This is a genomic window from Arthrobacter sp. JUb115, assembly GCF_004365035.1.
Lineage (GTDB): Bacteria > Actinomycetota > Actinomycetes > Actinomycetales > Micrococcaceae > Glutamicibacter.
Genome location: NZ_SOBS01000008.1, coordinates 121,715 through 140,698, shown reverse-complemented (window position 1 = coordinate 140,698; position 18,984 = coordinate 121,715). Strand labels below are relative to the sequence as shown.

Sequence of the window (18,984 nt, the reverse complement as noted above, 5' to 3'; positions counted from 1 at the left end):
ACTAGCTCGGTGCGCGAATCGTGAAGTTGGGCCAGGTCCAGGGCCTCGCGCAAGACCGGTGCTGCCTGGTCCTGGCCATCATTCGCGAGGGAGCGGATCGGGAACTATCGGCGATCCTGCGATTTGCCGCGGATTGCGCTGCCACGGCCAGCATCATCCGCCCCTATCTGTCGGCCACCAAATGGAAGCCGTGGCTGGTCGGAGATATCTCGTCCTCGCGCGACTTGGAGATTGGCGGGAAGTTCAACGCGGTGCACGGAGCCTATGGGCGTTCGCAACTTAATGAAGAGCAGATGCTGGAGTATGCCGGACCCGAGTGGGAGCATCGGTAGCAGCTGGCATCAGTGATGGGCCCCGGCGCGAGGTTATTGCGCCGGGGCTTCTGCCCATCTGCGGCTTAGGGTGGCCGGCGCAGCGTGCGTGAACTTGTGCCTGAGCTCACAGATTGTATATGATTAGTGTGCGATAAAAGATCATGCAGTTCTAATATCGAACATCATATTTATTGACTGAGGTCATCACAGGGAATTGGGGGATGAAACGGTGCAGTTTCACCACAACGGATACATTTCAGCCGATCCACGGGTGCAGCCAGCGGCTGGCGTGGGCATAAACCGTCCCATGGAGATGCCCGATGTCATGGATGTGCTGATCGTCGGTGCCGGTCCCGCAGGCATCATCACCGCCGCCCAGCTTTCCCAGTTCCCTGATGTGCACACCCGCATCATCGACCGACGGCCCGGCCGCCTGGAAATCGGCCAGGCCGACGGGATCCAGTCACGCACGGTGGAGACGTTCCAGGCTTTCGGTTTTGCCGAGCGCATCACCGCCGAGGCCTACATCATCAAGGAAACCACCTTCTGGAACCCTGATCCGCAGAACCCGGATCAGATCATCCGCACCGACCGCACCGCCGATGATCCAACCGGCGTCAGCGAATTCCCGCACCTCGTGGTCAACCAGGCGCGCGTTATCGACTATTTCGCTGATTTCGCGGCGAACTCCCCAGCTCGCACCGTCCCGGACTACGGGTGGGACTTCAAGGAACTGGTCGTTGAAGACGGTGAAGAGTACCCGGTGAAGGTCACCCTGATCGGCTGCGGCGAGAGCAATGACGGCATTGAGCGTGTAGTGCGTGCCAAGTACGTGGTCGGTTCCGATGGGGCCAGAAGCAATGTCCGCCGCTCGATCGGCGCGAAGCTCTCCGGTGACAAGGCCAATCACGCTTGGGGCGTCATGGACACCCTGGGCCTGACCAACTTCCCGGATGTGCGCACCAAGTGCGCCATCCATTCCAAGGCTGGTTCGATCCTGCTGATTCCGCGCGAAGGCGGGCAGCTCTTCCGCCTCTACGTCGACCTGGGTGAAGTTCCGGAAGGGGATAACGGCAAGGTCCGCGAGACTCCGCTGGAAGAAATCATCGAGCGCGCCAAGGCGATTTTGAATCCCTATACCCTCGAGGTCAAGGACGTCGCGTGGCACAGCGTCTACGGAGTAGGCCACCGGCTTGCTGACCGCTTCGATGATGTGCCGGTTGAAGAGATCGGTACCCGTGAGCCGCGCGTGTTCATTACCGGCGACGCCTGCCACACCCACTCGGCCAAGGCCGGCCAAGGCATGAACGTCTCCATGCAGGACGGGTTCAACCTGGCCTGGAAGATCGGCTATGTGCTCTCGGGCCAAGCTCCGGAAAGCCTGCTGCGCACCTACTCGGACGAGCGCAAGGTGATCGCCAAGGACCTGATCGACTTCGACAAGAAGTGGTCCTCCATCATGGCTGCTACTGCGAAGGAGCTTGAAGGCCAAGAAGGCGTTGCCGAGTTCTATGTACGCACGGCCGAATTCCCTGCCGGCTTCATGACCGAGTACGCGGCATCTGCGCTGGTCGCCGGCAAGGAGCACCAGGAGCTGGCCGCCGGATTCCCCGTGGGCAAGCGCTTCCGCTCTTCGGAAGTCATGCGCTTGGCCGATGCCAACCCAACGCACCTGGGCCACCACCATCGTGCCGACGGCCGCTACCGCATCTACGTCTTTGCTGATCAGCAGCCGGTGGGAGAGTCCCAGAAAATTGCCGCCTTGTCGAGTTGGCTGCTGGAGAATGAGCGCTCGCCACTGGTTCGCTTCACGCCGAAGGGTGCCGACGCCGACGCGCTGTTCGATGTCAAGGTGGTCTACCAGCAGGACTACACCACGATGAACGTGAATGACGCGCCGAAGGTGTTCCGTCCGGACACCGGCGTGTTCGGCCTGATGGATTACGAGAAGGTCTACACCGCATTGGACGGCTCGGACATCTTCGAGGAGCGCCAGATCTCCCGCGATGGCGCGATCGTGATCGTCCGTCCGGATATGTATGTTGCCAGCATCCTGCCATTGGATGCGGCCAACGAGCTGGCCCGTTTCTTCGAGCCGATCCTGCTGGAGCAGAACTAGTAGCGCCCTCGCTCCACATATCACCGATGGCACCGCGAGTATCTCGCGGTGCCATCGGTTTCCCTGCGCAGGGCGTCGCGTGGAAGTGCGGAATATTTTTCGGCGCAACGTGGTTGAACCACCAAGGGACAGGACTTCGATGAAAGGTGCCACGGTGAGCCAGGAATTCAGCTTTGACCTTCAGCAGGTGGTCGATTCGGATATGGTGTGTGCCGACGGCGTGTGCTTCGTGCCGCCTACGGACCAGAGAGCTGATCGAGCAGATAGTCACGCAACACCACAGCATGATTAGCCTGCTCATTTTTTGCTCCGTAGACCAAAGTGACCACGGGATGCTGGTCCAGTACTTCCAGAAAGCCATCGACAGCGGGGTTCTGATCTAGCTCGGCGCGATAGTGCTGCGCAAATTCGCCAAAGCGGTCGGCATCGTGATCCCAGCCTTTGCGAAGCCCGGTGCTCGGTGCCAAGGCCTTGGCCCAGTGATCCAGCTGAAGGGCAGCCTTGCTCTTCCCGCGCGGCCAGAGCCTGTCAACCAGGATCCTGTAGCCGTCCTCGACGCTGGGCGCGGTATACGCGCGTTTGAGAAGTATCTTCGTCATGATTCACCTGAAAGTTCCTGAATTCTCATTGCATCGCCTCCATCTGTGGGAAAGGATCGAAGTGCAGGGGCTGCCAAGGCATCATCGTCTCTCTTGGCATCTTGCCACACTGGCAATCACTTGCAGCGGAAAATATGTACTTTTCTGTTATCAGTTGGGCAGTGAGTAGGCTAATCTGTAAATAGTTTGGTATTACTGACTGTGCCAACACAGAACTCAAGGTCGTCACGCACGAACTGTTAACAGAATTTTCTGGAGGACCCCATAATGTCGGAACATCGGCCGGTTGACCCGCACAACGAGTCTGCCTCTGAGACGACCAATATCGCTCTTCCTGCGGTGCACAAGGGTGCTGAACCTTCGGTCATCTACACCCTGAGTGAGGATGAGAAAAACGCAGTTAACGCCCTGCCAGCTGGTTCTGCGCTGCTGATTGCCCATTCCGGACCAAACAAGGGCGCACGCTTCTTGCTGGACACCGACGAGAGCATCGCAGGCCGCCATCCAAACGCGGATATCTTCCTGGACGATGTGACCGTTTCGCGTCGGCATGCCAAGTTCTCCCGAACGGACGCGAGGTTCACGCTCAGCGACATCGGATCGCTGAATGGTACCTACATCAACGGCGACCGTATCGACGAGATCCCGTTGAGCACTGGTGTTCAGGTTCAGATCGGCAAATTCCGCCTGAATTTCTACCAAAGCGTTCCGAACCTTTAAACTAGTAGAGTTCGAGGTTTTGTCCGCCGGCGTCTGGCACGCCGACATATCCATACATCCGAGGTGTAGACCCTTTGCCGATCTTTGACGCAGCCCGCAGCCCACGTCTCGAGGCTCAACGCCACGAGACCTTCCGGCAGGCCGCGCTGAATATCGGCGAGGTGCTCTCGGAACTCAAGGATGAGTTCCCACGTGTCACTGCGTCCAAGATCCGCTTCCTGGAAGACAAGGGACTGATCATCCCGCAACGTACCTCCGCTGGATATCGAAAGTACTCCGCGTCGGATGTGAGCCGCTTGCGTTTCATCCTTTCGGTTCAGCGCGACCAGTACCTGCCGTTGAAGGTCATCAAGGACCATCTCGACTCGGTGGATCGCGGTGAAGCGCCAGCAGCATTGCCTGGGGGAGCCCCGGTGGCGCCACAGGCGGTCAACGATGACATGGCTGAGGCCGTGGAGCGCAAAACCCGTTCGGTGTCCATGGCTGAACTGCAGGGGCTGACCGGTGCCAGCGAGGAGCTCGTTGGCGAATTGATAAAGTTCGGCTTGATCGAACCGGTTGCTGGCCTGTTCGACGCCAACAGCATCAAGGTCACCAAATCGGCCGTTCAGCTGGCGGGCCATGGCGTTGAACCTCGCCACCTGCGGCAGTTCCGTACCGCAGCTGATCGCGAGTTCTCGCTGATTGAATCGATTGTCGGCAACGAACTGAAGAAGCCTGAAGTCTCCGCTCGTGCCCGCGCTGCGGAAGAGGCCCAGGAAATCTCGCGCCAGTGCCTGGAAATTCACGAGGCCCTGGTGCAACGTGCTATTTCCCAACTGGATCGCTAGGCTGAATTCGAACAGGCAACAACAACTCTAAGGGGCTAGCATGCTGGAACTGGAGTTTGCCGGAATCCGTATTCAATTGCCGGCGAATCAGCCGCTGTTGCTGCTCAAATACCCTGAGCGTAATCTCTACCTTCCGCTGTGGATAGGTGCGCCCGAAGCCTCGGCCATCGCAATGTCTGAACAAGGGCTCACTCCGCCTCGGCCGATGACCCATGATCTGCTGCTCAGCGTCATTGAAAGCATGGACGTGAAGCTTGAGCGGATCGAAATAGTCTCGGTAAACAATGCCGTGTTCGTCGCGGAGCTTGTCCTTTCCAACGGCAAACGCGTAGATTCCCGTTCCTCGGATGCCGTCGCCCTTGCCGTGCGCGCCCAGTGCCCGATCATGTGCGCCGAGCACGTCCTGGAAGAAGCTGGCGTGGCCATCGAGAATGAAACTGGCGGCGAAGAGGCACCCGAAGAGCAGTTGCGCGAATTCCGTGAATTCTTGGACAATATTGATCCAGAAGATTTTTCTTCGTAGATATCGCGCGTTTGGTTTCAGTGGAATATTGGCCTTGAATTGGGTAATTCCCCAAGCCTGCGCGACACGCCTTAAAGTTAAGCTTGAAGGTCTTTGACCATTAGTCGTTATCGCCGTACCGTCTTTGCATAGGGACATTTAAAAAGAGCTGTTTTTTGATGGTCATCACTCGCATCTGCGCGGTTCTCATTCGGTCCCTGGATACTCGTTTAGGAACGTGCTGACACGCAAGGAGCAATTGGATGGAGTCTCGCCAGACTGGGCCTCACTATGGGGTCGACGGTGGCAACAAGCAATCCAGCACCCAGGGACTGCTCTTCACCGATGACCTGCCTGAGCTGGATGAACATGCCGGCTACCGCGGTCCAATTGTGTGCAAGGCAGCCGGCATTACCTACCGCCAACTCGACTACTGGGCACGTACTGGCCTGGTAGAGCCGGCAGTGCGCGGAGCCAAGGGATCCGGCAGCCACCGCCTTTATTCATTCCGGGATATCCTCGTGCTCAAGGTTGTCAAGCGGCTGCTGGACACCGGAGTATCCCTGCAGCAGATCCGTTCGGCCGTTTTGCACCTGCGTGAACGCGGCGTTGAGGACCTTGCCCAGATCACGTTGATGAGCGATGGAGCTTCGGTCTACGAATGCACCAGCGCCGACGAGGTCATTGACCTTGTCCAGAAGGGCCAGGGCGTATTCGGCATCGCCGTAGGCCGTGTTTGGCGCGAGGTGGAAGGTTCCCTTGCCCAGCTGCCTTCAGAGAGCTCTGTGCAGCAGACCCTGCCAGAAGATGAATTGGCTGCCCGTCGGGCTGCCAAGGCGGCGCGCAACGTCGGCTAGGGCCGGCAGATAATTCAAGAGCTTAAGCAATTGACCGGATCTTCCTTGAAGGAAGATCCGGTCAATTGCTTAAGCTGCTATCCGTATCCGGGCCTAGGTGTTGTTCGGGCCTGCTGCGGACATGACTTCCTTGAGCAACGCGTCGAACTGCGCCAGCATCGGAGCAGTAGCCTTGGAAGGCCACTGGTGCACCGAGTACGCGGCACCTTGGATCTGCTGCCATTCCGGGTGTTCGGGAATCTCGGGCTTGACCATGGAGTCGCCGAACATCTGGCGCATTTCGCCCAAACGGAAGGTATGCTCCGCGGAGTCCTTGCGGACGCGGTTGGCGACAACACGTACCGGTCCCAGGGAAGGAGCGAATTCACGGCGGAAGAGTTCCAATGCGCGCTGGGTGCGCTCGGTGCCGGCCACGGAGAACAAGCTGGGTTCTGCCACTAGCACGAGCTGATCCGACGCGCTCCATGCCATGCGGGTCAAGCCGTTCAGCGATGGCGGGCAGTCGATGAGAACCAACTGGTAACCGCTGGTGCGGCTCAGAAGCTGGGAGAGGCGGCGCAGGTCGCGGGTCCGCAGATCTGGTCGATCGTAGATGCCGGTGAATGCGTCGCCAACGGCAACATCGAGCACTGGAATGCGGGTACGGGATTTCTTCTCTGCTGCCTTGGACTGCCAAGCGCTGGCGACAACCTGATCTTGCAGACGGGCGCGACGAGCGTTCTTGAGCATTTGCCCAATTGGCTGCTTCCCATTAGCCCGGACTCCAAGGCCAGTGCTGGCATCCGCATGGGGATCCAGGTCAATGACGAGAGTCGGAATGCCGGCGGCAAGTGCTGCTGAAGCCAATCCGAGTGTCACGGAGGTTTTTCCTACGCCACCCTTGAGGCTGCTGATGCTCACTACGTGCACGGACCAGACCACGCCTTTCACTGTTCGTTAGTTTAAACGTCCCACCGAATTTTTAGTCTCTCATCATCATAGTGTGCCGAGCCGTGTTTCTCCGACTTTGCAACGTCAGTTTTTGCCATTAGGCACCAGTTAGTGATTAAAACTTCAAAGATCCAATTATTTCATGTGGTCTGACCACAAGGCGAAATGTTTGGACGTTCTGGAGAATCCCCGTGTAGTGTGTTTCACAGAAGTGGCAAATGCTAGCTGCTTTTCGAGACCCGACACGCTGGGATGGCGGGCCTGCACCTGAGGGGAACAGTCCTGATTGTGCCGTTGAACCAGCGTGTACAGATTCGATGTAGGGACACTATGTTTGAAAAGATCTTGGTCGCCAACCGCGGTGAGATTGCGATTCGCGCTTTCCGCGCCGGCTACGAGCTGGGCGCAAAGACCGTTGCTGTCTACCCACATGAGGATCGCAATTCGATCCACCGCCAGAAGGCCGCAGAGGCCTACCAGATCGGCGAAGAGGGCCATCCGGTCCGCGCCTACCTGGATATCGACGAGATTATCCGCGTTGCCAAAGAAGCCGGCGCGGATGCAATCTACCCGGGCTACGGCTTCCTCTCGGAAAATCCTGACCTCGCACGAGCTGCCGAAGCAGCAGGCATCAAGTTCATCGGTCCAAAGGCGGACGTGCTTGAACTGGCCGGCAATAAGGTAGCGGCGCTGAAGGCTGCTCGCGAGGCAGGCATTCCGGTACTGGAATCCTCCGAGCCAAGCGATGATGTTGATTACCTGATTGCCGAGGCCGATCGCATCGGCTTCCCGATCTTCGTCAAGGCTGTAGCCGGCGGCGGCGGTCGCGGCATGCGCCGTGTCGACAAGCGCGAAGACCTGCCGGAGCTGATGGGCGCGGCAATGCGCGAAGCCGGCACCGCCTTCGGGGACCCCACCGTTTTCCTGGAACAAGCAGTGCTGCGTCCGCGCCACATCGAGGTGCAGATCCTCGCCGACGAGCAGGGCAACATTGTCCACCTGCATGAGCGCGACTGCTCGCTGCAGCGCCGCCACCAGAAGGTTGTCGAAATCGCTCCAGCACCGAATCTGGATGAATCGATTCGCCAGGCGCTGTTCCGGGACGCCGTGAAGTTCGCGCAGACTCTGGGCTACCAGAACGCAGGCACCGTCGAATTCCTCGTTGATACCGTGGGCGACCGCGCCGGGCAGCACGTATTCATTGAAATGAACCCGCGCATCCAGGTTGAGCACACGGTGACCGAAGAGGTTACCGACATCGACCTGGTGCAGGCGCAGATGCGCATCGCTGCTGGCGAGTCGCTGAAGGATCTGGAGATCAGCCAGGACACCATCCAGGTGCGTGGCTGGGCCTTGCAGTCCCGCATCACCACCGAAGATCCAGCCAATGGCTTCCGTCCGGATGTTGGAACCATTACCGTCTACCGCTCCGCCGGCGGCTCGGGTGTCCGTCTGGATGGCGGCACGATCTACACCGGCGCCGAGGTGTCCCCGCACTTCGACTCGATGCTGGTCAAGCTCACTTGCCGTGGCCGTGACTACCAGACGGCTGTGGCTCGCGCCCGCCGTGCGCTGGCCGAGTTCCGCGTGCGCGGTGTGGCCACCAACATCCCGTTCATCCAGAATGTGCTCAGTGATCCGCAGTTCCTGGCCGGTGATGTCGCTACCGACTTCATCGACTCCCGCCCGGATCTGCTCACCGGCAATGAATCCCAGGACCGCGGTACCAAGGCGCTGAACTTCCTGGCCCATGTCACGGTGAACCAGCCAAATGGCAGCCGTGTCGAGGGAATCGACCCGCGCAAGAAGCTTCCTGCTTTCCCGGGTGACAAGACCGACGAGCCAGAGCGTTCGCCATTCGATGGCCCCTCCAAGTCCGCCGTGCCGGCCGATGGCTGGCGCCAGAAGCTGCTGGATCTCGGTCCGGAAGGATTCGCCAAGGCCCTGCGCGAGTCGAAAGCGGTGGGCATCACCGATACCACCTTCCGCGATGCGCACCAGTCGCTGCTGGCCACCCGCGTCCGCACCCGCGACCTGCTCGCGGCAGCACCGGCCTACGCGCACAACGTCCCGCAGCTGTTCTCCATGGAAGTCTGGGGCGGTGCCACCTACGATGTGTCCCTGCGATTCCTGGGCGAAGATCCCTGGAAGCGCCTGGAGCTGCTGCGTGCGGAGCTGCCGAACATCCCGTTGCAGATGCTGCTGCGCGGCCGCAATACCGTGGGCTACACTCCATACCCAACCGAGGTCACCGACGCTTTCGTGAAGGAAGCCGCGTCCGCAGGCATCGACATCTTCCGCATCTTCGATGCGCTGAACGATGTTTCGCAGATGGCTCCGGCCATCAAGGCGGTACGCGACACCGGCACCGCAGTCGCCGAAGTGGCCCTGTGCTACACCGGCAACCTGCTGGATGCCAACGAGAAGCTGTACACCCTGGACTACTACCTGGAGCTGGCACAGCAGATCGTCGACGCTGGCGCGCATATCCTCGCAATCAAGGACATGGCCGGCCTGCTGCGCCCAGCGGCAGCAACCAAGCTGGTCACGGCCCTGCGCGAACGCTTCGATCTTCCGGTGCACCTGCACACCCACGACACCTCCGGCGGGCAGCTGGCGACGTTGATGGCTGCCATCGACGCCGGTGTGGACGCCGTCGACGTGGCCAGCGCGGCCATGGCGGGCACCACCTCGCAGCCATCGGCCTCTGCACTGGTCGCAGCGCTGGAGTTCACCGAGCGTGATCCCGGCCTGTCACTGGATGCCGTGGCGTCGCTGGAACCGTACTGGGAAGCAGTGCGCGCCATGTACAAGCCATTCGAATCCGGACTGCCAGCGCCAACCGGCCGTGTCTACCAGCACGAGATTCCGGGCGGCCAGCTTTCGAACCTGCGCCAGCAGGCCATTGCATTGGGCCTGGGCGAGCGTTTCGAAGCCATCGAGTCGATGTACGCCTCGGTCAATGACATGCTCGGCAATGTGGTCAAGGTGACTCCATCGTCCAAGGTCGTCGGCGACCTGGCCTTGCAGCTGGTGGGTTCCGGAGTCCCAGCCGCGGACTTCGAAGCGAACCCGCAGAACTACGACATCCCGGATTCGGTCATCCAGTTCCTCTCGGGAGAGCTGGGCAACCCTCCAGGCGGCTGGCCGGAACCGTTCCGCACCAAGGCGTTGCAGGGACGCAATGTCAAGGCCCATGTCGAGGACCTCTCGGCAGAGGACCTGGCAGCGCTGCAGGCGGATTCGGACACGATTCGCGGTACCCTGAACCGGTTGCTCTTCGCTGGCCCAACCCGTGACTTCGAGAAGTCGGTGGAGAACTACGGCGATTTGTCCGTCCTGCACACCCGCGACTACCTCTACGGCCTGGTTCCCGGCTTTGAGCATGTCATTTCGCTGGGTACCGGTGTTCGATTGCTGGTCAGGCTGGTATCGGTATCGGAAGCCGATGAGAAGGGCCTGCGCACCGTCGTGGTCAACCTCAACGGCCAGTCCCGCCAGCTCAAGGTCCGCGACGAATCGGTAGAATCCACCGTGAAGTCCGCGCCGAAGGCCGATCCGAACAACAACGGCCACGTCGCTGCACCCTTCGCGGGAGCGGTGACTGTGAACGTCAAGGTCGGCGACCTGATCGAGGCCGGCCAGTCCGTGGCCACCATCGAAGCAATGAAGATGGAAGCTGGCATCACCGCCAACGCGGGCGGCGTGGTCAGCCAGGTAACCCTGAATGGCACCAGCCAGGTACAGGGTGGCGATCTGCTGCTGGTGATCGAACCCAAGTAGCATCCGCAGTACCCAGAGCACGGGGGCTCGTGACCAAAGTTGCGGGCCCCTGCGCTCTGCCAACTAATCGTGCGAACCACAAAGCAGAAGGAGCTGTGATGCGCCCAAGCAAGATGACGCCCGGGGCTGTGCCCGCCCGGCTGAGGCAGCAGGTTGCCGAGCTGGGATCCAAGGGCCAGCCGATCACGGTACTGGTCTTCACCCTCGACACGCATCTTCCGTTCTGCGAAATCGCAGAGCACCTGGCCGAACAATTCGGCGAATTGGATTGCAAGGCCCAGGTGGCCACGGCCGGACCGCAGCGCGTGCAATCGGTGATGGACGGGAAATTCACCGGCACCAACGTGTTGGTGGTTGTGGGCGATACCAGTGCCGACTCGGAAGACCGGCTCATGGAATTGGTCGAATGGCTGCTGGCCAATGGCCGCAAGGACCTGGCTGGGAACCTGATCTACGCGGTGCTTGGCCACGAGCACCAGAATCACGCCACCCAGGCATTCAGCCGCGTGGTATTGCCGCGCAGCTACTATGCCCGAACACAGCAAAGCGGCCTCAAGTTGCCTTGGGCCGCCTCAGCTCGCGAATCGTGGGAGCTGGCTAATGCAGTGCTGGACTATGCTGTCGGCTTGGGCGCCGAGTAGATGCCTTCGATCACGGCTTCGTAGTCCTTGAGCACTACTGCACGCTTGATCTTCATCGAGGGAGTCAAATGACCGGTTTCCTCGGTGAAGTCAGCAGGCACAACGCGGAAGGACTTGATCGCCTCGGCCTTGGATACCGAGGTGTTGGCCTTGTCGATGACCGCCTGCACGGTTTCGAGCACCTTTGGATGGGTCGATAGCTCGTCCAGCGACAGGTTCTGGTCCATCTGGTGACGGGCCAGCCAACCTGGCAGGGCTTCTGGATCCAAGGTCACCAGGGCCGCAATGAACGAGCGGCCCTCGCCGATGACCACGCACTGGGAAACCAGCGCGTCGGCGCGGATCTGGTCCTCAAGCAGCGCAGGAACCACGTTCTTGCCGCTGGCGGTGACGATGATTTCCTTCTTGCGCCCGGTGATTCTCAGGAATCCGTCGGCGTCGAGTTCGCCGATATCCCCGGTGCGGAACCAGCCATCGGTGAAGGTCTCATCCTGCAGCTCTGGACGGTTGCGGTAGCCGCGCATCACGCAAATGCCCTTGGTGAGGATCTCTCCGTCCGCGGCGATGCGCACGGCGTTGCCCGGCAGCGGCTTGCCTACGGTGCCGATCTTGATCCGGTCCAGGGTGTTCACCGTGATCGGTGCGGTGGTTTCAGTCAGGCCGTAGCCTTCCAGAATGGTGACCCCGATGCCGTTGAAGAAGTGGCCGAGGCGCTCGCCCAGCGGACCTCCGCCGGAGACCGCATGGCGGATGTTGCCACCCATCGCGGTGCGCAGTTTCTGGTAGAGCAGGGCGTCGAAGAGCTTGTGCTTCAGGTTCAGCACGAGCGGTACCTTGCCCTCCTGCTTGGCGCGGGAGTATGCCACTGCAACGTCAACGCCGGCGTGGAAGATCTTGCCCTTGCCGCTATCTTCAGCCTTGAGCATGGCCGAGTTGTAGACCTTCTCGAAGACGCGTGGCACAGCGAGGATGAAGTTCGGCTTGAAGGACTGGAGGTCCTCGAGCAGGTGCTTGACATCGGGGGTGTGTCCGGTGCGGCAACCAGCGGCAATGTTGACTACCGAGATGAAGCGGGCGAAAACGTGAGCCAGCGGGAGGAACATGATGGTCGATGCGCCCGGGTAAACGGCGCCGGGCAAGGTAGCCACAGCGTTCTCCGCCAGCTCCACGAAGTTGCCGTGGGTCAGCTCGCAGCCCTTGGGGCGGCCGGTGGTGCCCGAGGTGTAGATGATCGTGGCGATGTCATCCAATGCTGTGCCCGAACGGCGGGCTTCGAGCAACTGGTCATCGACGTTCCGGCCATCTTCGGAGAGCTGTTCCAGCCCGCCATCGAACTGCCAGACGTGATCCAGTCCGTCGAGCTGTTCCTGATGGGCGGCGCGGCGGACCACGGCTTCCTGGGCGGCGGCCTCAACGACGACGGCCTTGGCACCGGAATCGGAAACGATCCAGGCAACCTGGCTAGGGGAGGAAGTTTCATAGACGGGGACGGTGACGCAGCCGGCGAACCAGATGGCGAAGTCAACCAGCGTCCACTCGTAGCGGGTCTTGGCCATCAGCGCGATGCGGTCGCCAGCTTCGATGCCATTGGCGATGAACCCCTTCGCAATAGCCCGGGCGTCGGCAGCGAACTGCGATGCCGTGACATCATTCCACGTTCCGTCGGTTCCCGGCTTTGAGAACAATGCCGGGTTGGCCGCTGAATTCGCGTGGCGTAATAGCAGATCTGTAATATTCGACTGCTGTGGCGAATGAATGCGAATTGGCGAGCTGTATTCGCGCATCTGGTCTTCAACTCCTGAAACTCTGTGTGACCCCATTAGCAATAGCGGGTAACCCGCATCACATATTTATTACTATAGAGTAACCTACCGTGTGGTGTACTCAAAGCCGTTTTCTATACTTGAGCCCCATCATCTCCCGGATCGCGTTCAGTGGGAAGACGTTTGAGCAAGTAGGCGATTCCGAGCAGGGCGGCGAGTGCCAGTCCGAAATAGATGAACACCGGAGCTGCGCGGAAAAACACCACGCACAGCAGCAACCCAAGCGGACCGCCAGCGGCGCCAACCCAGGCGAGGTTCAGCATCGGATCACCTGAACCCAGCGCGGCGGGTTCTTCTGGAACGAACTCTTCCGGGGTCTGCTCAGCAACATAGTCGCGCGGTCCGCGAACCGCGGCAGGCCCGGTGTTGAAGAGCTTCTCCAGTCTCGCCGCGCGCTCGTCGGCGCTGGGTTCGCGGGGTACCGAGGCATCAAGCTGACGGAAATTCTCGACTAGCTCATCCCACTGCGGATCATTCTGGTTTGAAGGATGGGCATCTTCCGGATTCATGCGCGCTCCTCCTTGCGCTTCTGTTCCGTGGCGGCCAGCTGCGCGAAGAAGCGAGCGGATTCGTGGAAAATCTGCTCCGCATCGTAGTCCAGGGTGGCTACGTGCTTGGAGTGCAAGAGCATGTGGTGCTCGGCCAGGGTGCCTGAGTTCAGGCCCTCGACCAGCTCGCGCACCGACTGCTCTGAGACTACGTTGTCGACGGTGGAACGGAAGAGCTGCACCGGGGCGTTCACCAGCTCCAAGCGCCGGCGGGTCTGGGCAAAGAGCGAACGGAGTTCGGCTACGGCTGCTACCGGGGTGCGCGGGTAGGCCCCTTCATCGACACCGCGCTTGGCGATGTCATTGCTGATAGGGGCAACGCTGCGCACTACATGCTTGAGCCAAGGAGTATAGGAGGACAAGGGGGAGTCCACGACCAGGCCCGGATTGACCAGCGAAACACCGGCTACATTGCGGCGGGTCGCCAGATGCAGGGCCAGGGCGCCGCCCATGGAAAGGCCAGCGGCGAATACCTGCTCGTGCGTGCGCGCGAGCCTGTCAAAAGCCGCTTCGGTAGCGTGGATCCACTGGCCATAACCTCGACCGACCATGTCCTGCCATTGCGTTCCGTGCCCGGGCAAAAGGGGAATGTCCGTGTCGAATCCGGCCTGCTCCAAGGAATCCGCCCATGGCTGCATGGAAACAGCGGAGCCGGTAAAACCGTGGATCAAAAGTACTGCACATGGACGTTTGCGCTCGTCCAGCGGAGTATTGCCTGCATCAAGTTTCATCGTGAACCCTCCGGATTTCTGCCTTCACCTTCGAGCGTAGTGCACAATTGAAGGGTGCGGAGTGCGCTTCGACCAGTAAGGTCGCGGTTTCTCTTCCCGCGTAGCTGGTCAACTAGAAGAAGGAATTTTCCCGCTGTGCTGTACGACTTCCTCAAGCGTTTCGCTGTCCGGCCGCTAATACGAATTTTCTTCCGCGTCAAGATCCAGGGCATCGGCAATGTGCCTGAAACCGGTGCGGCGATCTTGGCTTCCAACCACCTGTCGGTGAGCGACTCGGTGTTCCTCCCAGCGGCGCTGGATCGTACCGTGATTTTCCTGGCCAAGGACGAGTACTTCAACGGCAAGGGCATCAAGGGCCGGATCACCGCGTGGTTCTTCCGCAATATCAACCAGCTGCCCATGGACCGTTCAGGCGGGCAGAAATCGGCTGCTTCGCTGGCCAGTGCCAAGAACGCACTGGCGCAGGGCCAGGTGCTGGGCATCTATCCGGAAGGCACCCGTTCACCGGATGGACGGTTGTACCGGGCCAAGCTCGGCGTCGCCAAACTCGCCCTGGAAACAGGTGCACCGGTGATACCAATTGCAATGATTGGCACCGACAAGGTCCAGCCCATCGGCCAAAGCCTGCCGCATCCGGGCCGGATCGGGATCAAGATCGGCAAGCCGCTGACCTTCGAGCACCTGAACGGCAGGTCCGCGAATCCTGAAACGCTTCGCGCTTGCGCCGACGAGATCCGCAAGGCAATCAATGTCCTGTCAGGTCAGAGCTACGTCGACATCTATGCTCCACGCAAACCAAAGAAGTAGCAGGCCGCTATGCGCAGTGTTACGGCGACTTGTTACATTCATCGCGGTCCTTTGAGCTGATGCCACGTAGAATGGGCAAGGTGAGCGAAGAAAACCGAACCCCATTGCCAGGCTCCTCCGTAGCCGGCCCCGCCACCGATCCGCAACTAGATTTGTGGCGTGAATTGCCAATTGCCCAGCAGCCGACTTGGCGTGAGCACAAGGACTATCAGTCCTCCATCAACGAATTGGGTTCGCGTCCGCCACTGGTATTTGCCGGCGAAGTCGACGTACTGCGCGAACGCTTGGCCGCAGCAGCCCAGGGCAAGGCCTTCTTGCTGCAGGGCGGCGACTGCGCCGAAACCTTTGCCGATGCAACCGCCGACAAGATCTCCTCGCGAGTTCGCACCATCTTGCAGATGGCTGTGGTGCTGACCTATGGCGCATCGATGCCGGTAATCAAGATGGGACGCATGGCTGGCCAGTTCGCCAAGCCGCGCTCCTCGAATGACGAAACCCGAGATGGTGTTACTTTGCCGGCATTCCGCGGCGACATCGTCAACGGCTTCGACTTCACACCCGATTCCCGTGCCCACGATCCGAAGCGCATGGTGCAGGCCTACAACACCTCATCGGCCACGCTGAACCTGATCCGCGCGTTCACCCAGGGCGGCTTCGCAGACCTGCGCAGCGTGCACTCGTGGAACAGCGGATTCATGGCCAACCCGGCGCACTCCGCCTACGAGCAGCTGGCCGGCGAGATCGACTCGGCCATCCGCTTCATGGATGCCTGCGGTGCAGACTTCGAGGCGCTCAAGCGCACCGAGTTCTTCGCCTCCCATGAAGCACTGCTGCTGGACTACGAGCGTGCGTTGACGCGTACCGATTCGCGGACCGGCCTGCCGTACGACACCTCCGGCCACTTCCTGTGGATCGGTGAACGAACCCGTCAGCTGGACCACGCACATGTGGACTTCCTCTCGCACGTGCGCAACCCAATCGGCGTGAAGCTGGGCCCGAACTCGGATCCGGAAGATGTCCTCGCGCTGATCGAAAAGCTCGATCCGAACCGCGAACCAGGACGCCTGACCTTCATCACCCGCATGGGTGCGAAGAACATCCGCGAGAAGCTGCCAAACCTGATCGAAAAGGTCACGGCCTCCGGCGCCCAGGTGCTGTGGGTTACGGACCCAATGCACGGCAACACGGTCACCAGCCAGAACGGCTACAAGACCCGCAACTTCGAAGATGTCATGGACGAAGTCCGCGGCTTCTTCGAAGTGCACGACGCGCTGGGCACCTTCCCAGGCGGCCTGCATGTGGAGATGACCGGCGACGATGTGGCTGAGTGCCTCGGCGGAGCGGATCCGATCCGCGAGGAAGACTTCGACTCGCTGTACGAGTCGCTGTGCGACCCGCGCCTGAACCACCGCCAGTCCCTGGAGATGGCCTTCCTGGTCTCCTCGGCACTGCAGAGCCGCAGCCGAAACCGCTAGCAGCTAGAGAATAATCCGGTTCCCGACAGCGGGAACCGGATTATTTTTATGCCTGGGGGAACGGCGCAGGCCTCAGAAGGCGTAGATGCTGATCTCGCTGCCGCGCACGGCTTGCTGGTGCAATGGAGACTGCATGCGAACGGTCTGGCTGAAACCGCCAAAGACATTGTGCGTCTTCACGGAAAAGCCGGCGGCTTCCAGTGCAGAGAGTGCTTCCTCGACGCCCATGCCGAGCACGGATGGGATCTGGACGTATTCTGGTCCTTCCGAGAGATTCACTGTCACGGTGCTGCCGTACGCAACGGTGCCCTGGGCCGGGTCCTGGACGGCGACTAGGCCTTTTTCGGTCGTCGTGGAATGGACGGATTCACCGGTTTCCAGCTTCAAGCCCATGGACTCAAGCTTTTCCTTGGCCGCATCCTTGCCAAGACCAATGACCGCAGGAACAGGAACCGGAGCATGTCCCTTGGAAACAGTGAGGGTGATGATGTTCTTCCGCGGCAATTTCTTGCCGGCGGCAGGGGAGGAACTGATAATCTCGCCCTTCGTCACCGATTCCGAGTAGGCCTCGGCTTCCTGGACATCTTCGAAACCGATTTCATCGAGCAACTTGGTGGCCTGATCCAGGGTTTTCCCGGTGAAATCCGGAACTGCAAAAAGCTGAGGGCCTTGCGAAACGATCAGATCGATTCCCTGGAACTTCATGATGTTCTCGCCGGTCCCCGGCTGCGAGTCGACCACCCTGCCGATGGCAATCTCATCGTTGTAGGTCGTGCCTACCCGAACTGGAACACCTTGGCCATCCATTTGCGCGACTGCCTGCGATTGAAGCATGCCGGTCAATGACGGGATGCGGATGACGGTTCCGGGGCCGCGGCCGAAGAACCATCCGGCACCTGCGACCAGAGCCACGATGAGGATCCACATCACGGTGATGACGAACTTCTGCGTACCCGAGCGAGGCTGACGCAACCGGTGGGTGGGTACCTGTGCTTCCTTGCGCCACTTTCTTGCAGCCTGCTTCTGCGCACGCTTTTGGCCACGTACCGACAGCGGTGCTTCGGAATCGGCGTCATTCTCTTGGGCCGGTTCCAGATCGCGGCCGCGGGTGTACACCGACGTTGCGGCTATGCCAGAATCAGCGGCAAGATCAGTGGGACGAGGCTGGGTCAGTGTGGCTTGCGCATCGCGAAGATCCAAGACTTCGGTGGCGTCAACCGCGGCAATGACGGTTGTCTGGTCAGGATCGGCGGGGGCATCATCGATAACGTAGCTGTCCTCGTGCTGAGCAGTATTCCGCTTCAGCCATAGCTGTTCACGCTCATCTTCGCGCTCGCGTTGCATCGCATCAAGACGCTGCTGCAGCGTAGTGGGCATCTGCGCCATAGTTTGCGGGGTGAGATCTTCAATCCCGCCGAGGTCCTCGGCGCCCAGGTCCAGTTGCGCATCGTTGAGCGTTGAGCGGATCTGGATGATCTCCTCCAGCAGCAGCGAAGCATCTTGCGGGCGCTTCTCTGGATCCTTCTCGGTGCACCATCGAACCAACTCATCGAGATCTTCGGCCAATCCCGGAACCAAGTCCGAGGGCATGGGCATGGGGGAGTCCAGATGATGCTTCATTAATGCAGCGGCATTGGTCTCGGTATACGGTGCTTGTCCAGTCAGCATCTGGTAGATCATGATGCCCAGTGCGTAGATGTCGCTGCGCGAATCGGCTGGTGCCCCTGAAACTAGTTCGGGGGAGACATGGGACAGCGTGGCGACGAGCGTGGCTGACTGGGTATGGGCGCTGGCAGCACGGGCCAAGCCGAAGTCGGTAACTTTCACTTCGCCGGTATCGGAGAGCAGCACATTTGCCGGTTTCATATCCCGGTGGATGATTCCCTCGCTGTGCGCGGCGCTGAGACCGTGGCAAATTTGTTCAAGGACGCTTAGCGCCTGACGCGGAGTAAAGCGGCCGCGTTCTTCAATGACCTGTTCGAGGTTCCGTCCTCGAACATACTCCATCACGAGGTACACCAGATTATCGCTCACGTTGTGATCGCGGATGGAGACCACATTCGGATGAGTGATATTCGCAGCGATGACAGCTTCGGATTCGAATCGCTCACGCACTGTATGCTCGCTGGAGAAGTTGTCGTTCAGGATCTTCACGACAACCGCTCGATGCAGGCGCTTGTCCATGCTGCGGTAGATGCGTGACATGCCACCCAGGGCAAGCAGATGGTCCAGTCGGTATCGACCATCCAGCGTCTTGCCCAGGTTGGGGTCGGTCAGGGCCGGGCTCATTTTGCGGTCGCACCTG

The 18,984-nt window shown here is 60.2% G+C and carries 16 protein-coding genes; 10 read left to right on the top strand and 6 right to left on the bottom strand.

Going from position 1 to position 18,984, the window contains the following annotated elements; genetic code table 11:
• Positions 1-20: 20 nt before the first annotated feature.
• Both EDF61_RS14240 and EDF61_RS14235 read left to right on the top strand, forming a co-directional pair.
• Positions 21-332 (top strand): hypothetical protein, encoded by a 312-nt coding sequence (locus EDF61_RS14240; protein WP_133834493.1) that lies wholly within the window; start codon positions 21-23, stop codon positions 330-332.
• Between the two features lie 211 nt (positions 333-543).
• Positions 544-2,433 (top strand): FAD-binding monooxygenase, encoded by a 1,890-nt coding sequence (locus tag EDF61_RS14235; RefSeq protein ID WP_133834492.1) that lies wholly within the window; start codon positions 544-546, stop codon positions 2,431-2,433.
• Between the two features lie 236 nt (positions 2,434-2,669).
• On the opposite strand, the gene EDF61_RS14230 is transcribed toward EDF61_RS14235, so the two are convergent.
• Positions 2,670-3,032, bottom strand: a complete 363-nt coding sequence (locus tag EDF61_RS14230; protein WP_133834491.1) for a DUF488 domain-containing protein — start codon at positions 3,030-3,032, stop codon at positions 2,670-2,672.
• A gap of 267 nt (positions 3,033-3,299) precedes the next feature.
• On the opposite strand from EDF61_RS14230, the gene EDF61_RS14225 reads away from it, so the two are divergent.
• The 4 genes from EDF61_RS14225 to EDF61_RS14210 all read left to right on the top strand — a co-directional run bounded on the left by EDF61_RS14225 (position 3,300) and on the right by EDF61_RS14210 (position 5,941).
• Positions 3,300-3,752 carry an FHA domain-containing protein gene (locus EDF61_RS14225; protein WP_105659058.1) on the top strand — a complete coding sequence of 151 codons (453 nt, stop codon included), beginning with the start codon at positions 3,300-3,302 and terminating at the stop codon, positions 3,750-3,752.
• A gap of 74 nt (positions 3,753-3,826) precedes the next feature.
• Positions 3,827-4,582: a transcriptional regulator FtsR gene (gene ftsR / locus EDF61_RS14220; RefSeq protein WP_286172266.1), complete on the top strand. Its 756-nt coding sequence runs from the start codon at positions 3,827-3,829 to the stop codon at positions 4,580-4,582.
• Between the two features lie 40 nt (positions 4,583-4,622).
• A complete protein-coding gene (locus tag EDF61_RS14215) occupies positions 4,623-5,105 on the top strand; it encodes a bifunctional nuclease family protein (RefSeq protein ID WP_105662558.1) in 483 nt (160 codons plus the stop codon).
• Positions 5,106-5,347: 242 nt separating this feature from the next.
• Positions 5,348-5,941 carry a MerR family transcriptional regulator gene (locus EDF61_RS14210; RefSeq protein WP_105659060.1) on the top strand — a complete coding sequence of 198 codons (594 nt, stop codon included), beginning with the start codon at positions 5,348-5,350 and terminating at the stop codon, positions 5,939-5,941.
• A 93-nt stretch (positions 5,942-6,034) separates the two neighbouring features.
• Here EDF61_RS14210 and EDF61_RS14205 read toward each other — a convergent pair whose 3' ends face one another.
• A complete protein-coding gene (locus EDF61_RS14205; RefSeq protein WP_105659072.1) occupies positions 6,035-6,850 on the bottom strand; it encodes a ParA family protein in 816 nt (271 codons plus the stop codon).
• Positions 6,851-7,201: 351 nt separating this feature from the next.
• Here EDF61_RS14205 and EDF61_RS14200 point away from each other — a divergent pair, with 351 nt between their 5' ends.
• Both EDF61_RS14200 and EDF61_RS14195 read left to right on the top strand, forming a co-directional pair.
• Positions 7,202-10,654 (top strand): pyruvate carboxylase, encoded by a 3,453-nt coding sequence (locus EDF61_RS14200; RefSeq protein ID WP_133834490.1) that lies wholly within the window; start codon positions 7,202-7,204, stop codon positions 10,652-10,654.
• Positions 10,655-10,752: 98 nt separating this feature from the next.
• Positions 10,753-11,295: a hypothetical protein gene (locus EDF61_RS14195; RefSeq protein WP_105662560.1), complete on the top strand. Its 543-nt coding sequence runs from the start codon at positions 10,753-10,755 to the stop codon at positions 11,293-11,295.
• Here EDF61_RS14195 and EDF61_RS14190 read toward each other — a convergent pair.
• From EDF61_RS14190 to EDF61_RS14180, 3 genes are all read right to left on the bottom strand, one after another.
• Positions 11,268-13,079 carry an AMP-dependent synthetase/ligase gene (locus tag EDF61_RS14190; protein WP_133834489.1) on the bottom strand — a complete coding sequence of 604 codons (1,812 nt, stop codon included), beginning with the start codon at positions 13,077-13,079 and terminating at the stop codon, positions 11,268-11,270. The genes EDF61_RS14195 and EDF61_RS14190 overlap by 28 nt on opposite strands.
• 113 nt (positions 13,080-13,192) lie before the next feature.
• The gene (locus EDF61_RS14185; protein ID WP_133834488.1) at positions 13,193-13,627 is read right to left on the bottom strand and encodes a hypothetical protein; all 435 of its coding nucleotides are present in this window, start codon (positions 13,625-13,627) and stop codon (positions 13,193-13,195) included.
• On the bottom strand, positions 13,624-14,397 hold the full coding sequence (locus tag EDF61_RS14180; RefSeq protein WP_133834487.1) for an alpha/beta hydrolase: 774 nt from the start codon (positions 14,395-14,397) through the stop codon (positions 13,624-13,626). The genes EDF61_RS14185 and EDF61_RS14180 overlap by 4 nt, the downstream gene beginning before the upstream one ends.
• 135 nt (positions 14,398-14,532) lie before the next feature.
• Between EDF61_RS14180 and EDF61_RS14175 the strand changes: the two genes are divergently transcribed.
• Together EDF61_RS14175 and EDF61_RS14170 are read left to right on the top strand one after the other, a co-directional pair.
• Positions 14,533-15,204 carry a lysophospholipid acyltransferase family protein gene (locus EDF61_RS14175; RefSeq protein WP_105659066.1) on the top strand — a complete coding sequence of 224 codons (672 nt, stop codon included), beginning with the start codon at positions 14,533-14,535 and terminating at the stop codon, positions 15,202-15,204.
• 71 nt (positions 15,205-15,275) lie between these two features.
• On the top strand, positions 15,276-16,679 hold the full coding sequence (locus EDF61_RS14170; protein WP_133834505.1) for a class II 3-deoxy-7-phosphoheptulonate synthase: 1,404 nt from the start codon (positions 15,276-15,278) through the stop codon (positions 16,677-16,679).
• 72 nt (positions 16,680-16,751) lie between these two features.
• Here the strand turns inward: EDF61_RS14170 and EDF61_RS14165 are convergent, their stop codons facing one another.
• Positions 16,752-18,968, bottom strand: coding sequence for a Stk1 family PASTA domain-containing Ser/Thr kinase (locus EDF61_RS14165; protein WP_133834486.1), 2,217 nt, complete (start codon positions 18,966-18,968; stop codon positions 16,752-16,754).
• Positions 18,969-18,984 lie beyond the last annotated feature (16 nt).

Excerpts from the sequence above, each read along its gene's own strand:
- EDF61_RS14230 (WP_133834491.1), bottom strand. The coding sequence starts at position 3,032 with ATGACGAAGATACTTCTCAAACGCGCGTATACCGCGCCCAGCGTCGAG.
- EDF61_RS14225 (WP_105659058.1), top strand. The coding sequence starts at position 3,300 with ATGTCGGAACATCGGCCGGTTGACCCGCACAACGAGTCTGCCTCTGAG.
- EDF61_RS14215 (WP_105662558.1), top strand. The coding sequence starts at position 4,623 with ATGCTGGAACTGGAGTTTGCCGGAATCCGTATTCAATTGCCGGCGAAT.
- EDF61_RS14210 (WP_105659060.1), top strand. The coding sequence starts at position 5,348 with ATGGAGTCTCGCCAGACTGGGCCTCACTATGGGGTCGACGGTGGCAAC.
- EDF61_RS14200 (WP_133834490.1), top strand. The coding sequence starts at position 7,202 with ATGTTTGAAAAGATCTTGGTCGCCAACCGCGGTGAGATTGCGATTCGC.
- EDF61_RS14195 (WP_105662560.1), top strand. The coding sequence starts at position 10,753 with ATGCGCCCAAGCAAGATGACGCCCGGGGCTGTGCCCGCCCGGCTGAGG.
- EDF61_RS14190 (WP_133834489.1), bottom strand. The coding sequence starts at position 13,079 with ATGCGCGAATACAGCTCGCCAATTCGCATTCATTCGCCACAGCAGTCG.
- EDF61_RS14185 (WP_133834488.1), bottom strand. The coding sequence starts at position 13,627 with ATGAATCCGGAAGATGCCCATCCTTCAAACCAGAATGATCCGCAGTGG.
- EDF61_RS14180 (WP_133834487.1), bottom strand. The coding sequence starts at position 14,397 with ATGAAACTTGATGCAGGCAATACTCCGCTGGACGAGCGCAAACGTCCA.
- EDF61_RS14170 (WP_133834505.1), top strand. The coding sequence starts at position 15,276 with ATGGGCAAGGTGAGCGAAGAAAACCGAACCCCATTGCCAGGCTCCTCC.
- EDF61_RS14165 (WP_133834486.1), bottom strand. The coding sequence starts at position 18,968 with ATGAGCCCGGCCCTGACCGACCCCAACCTGGGCAAGACGCTGGATGGT.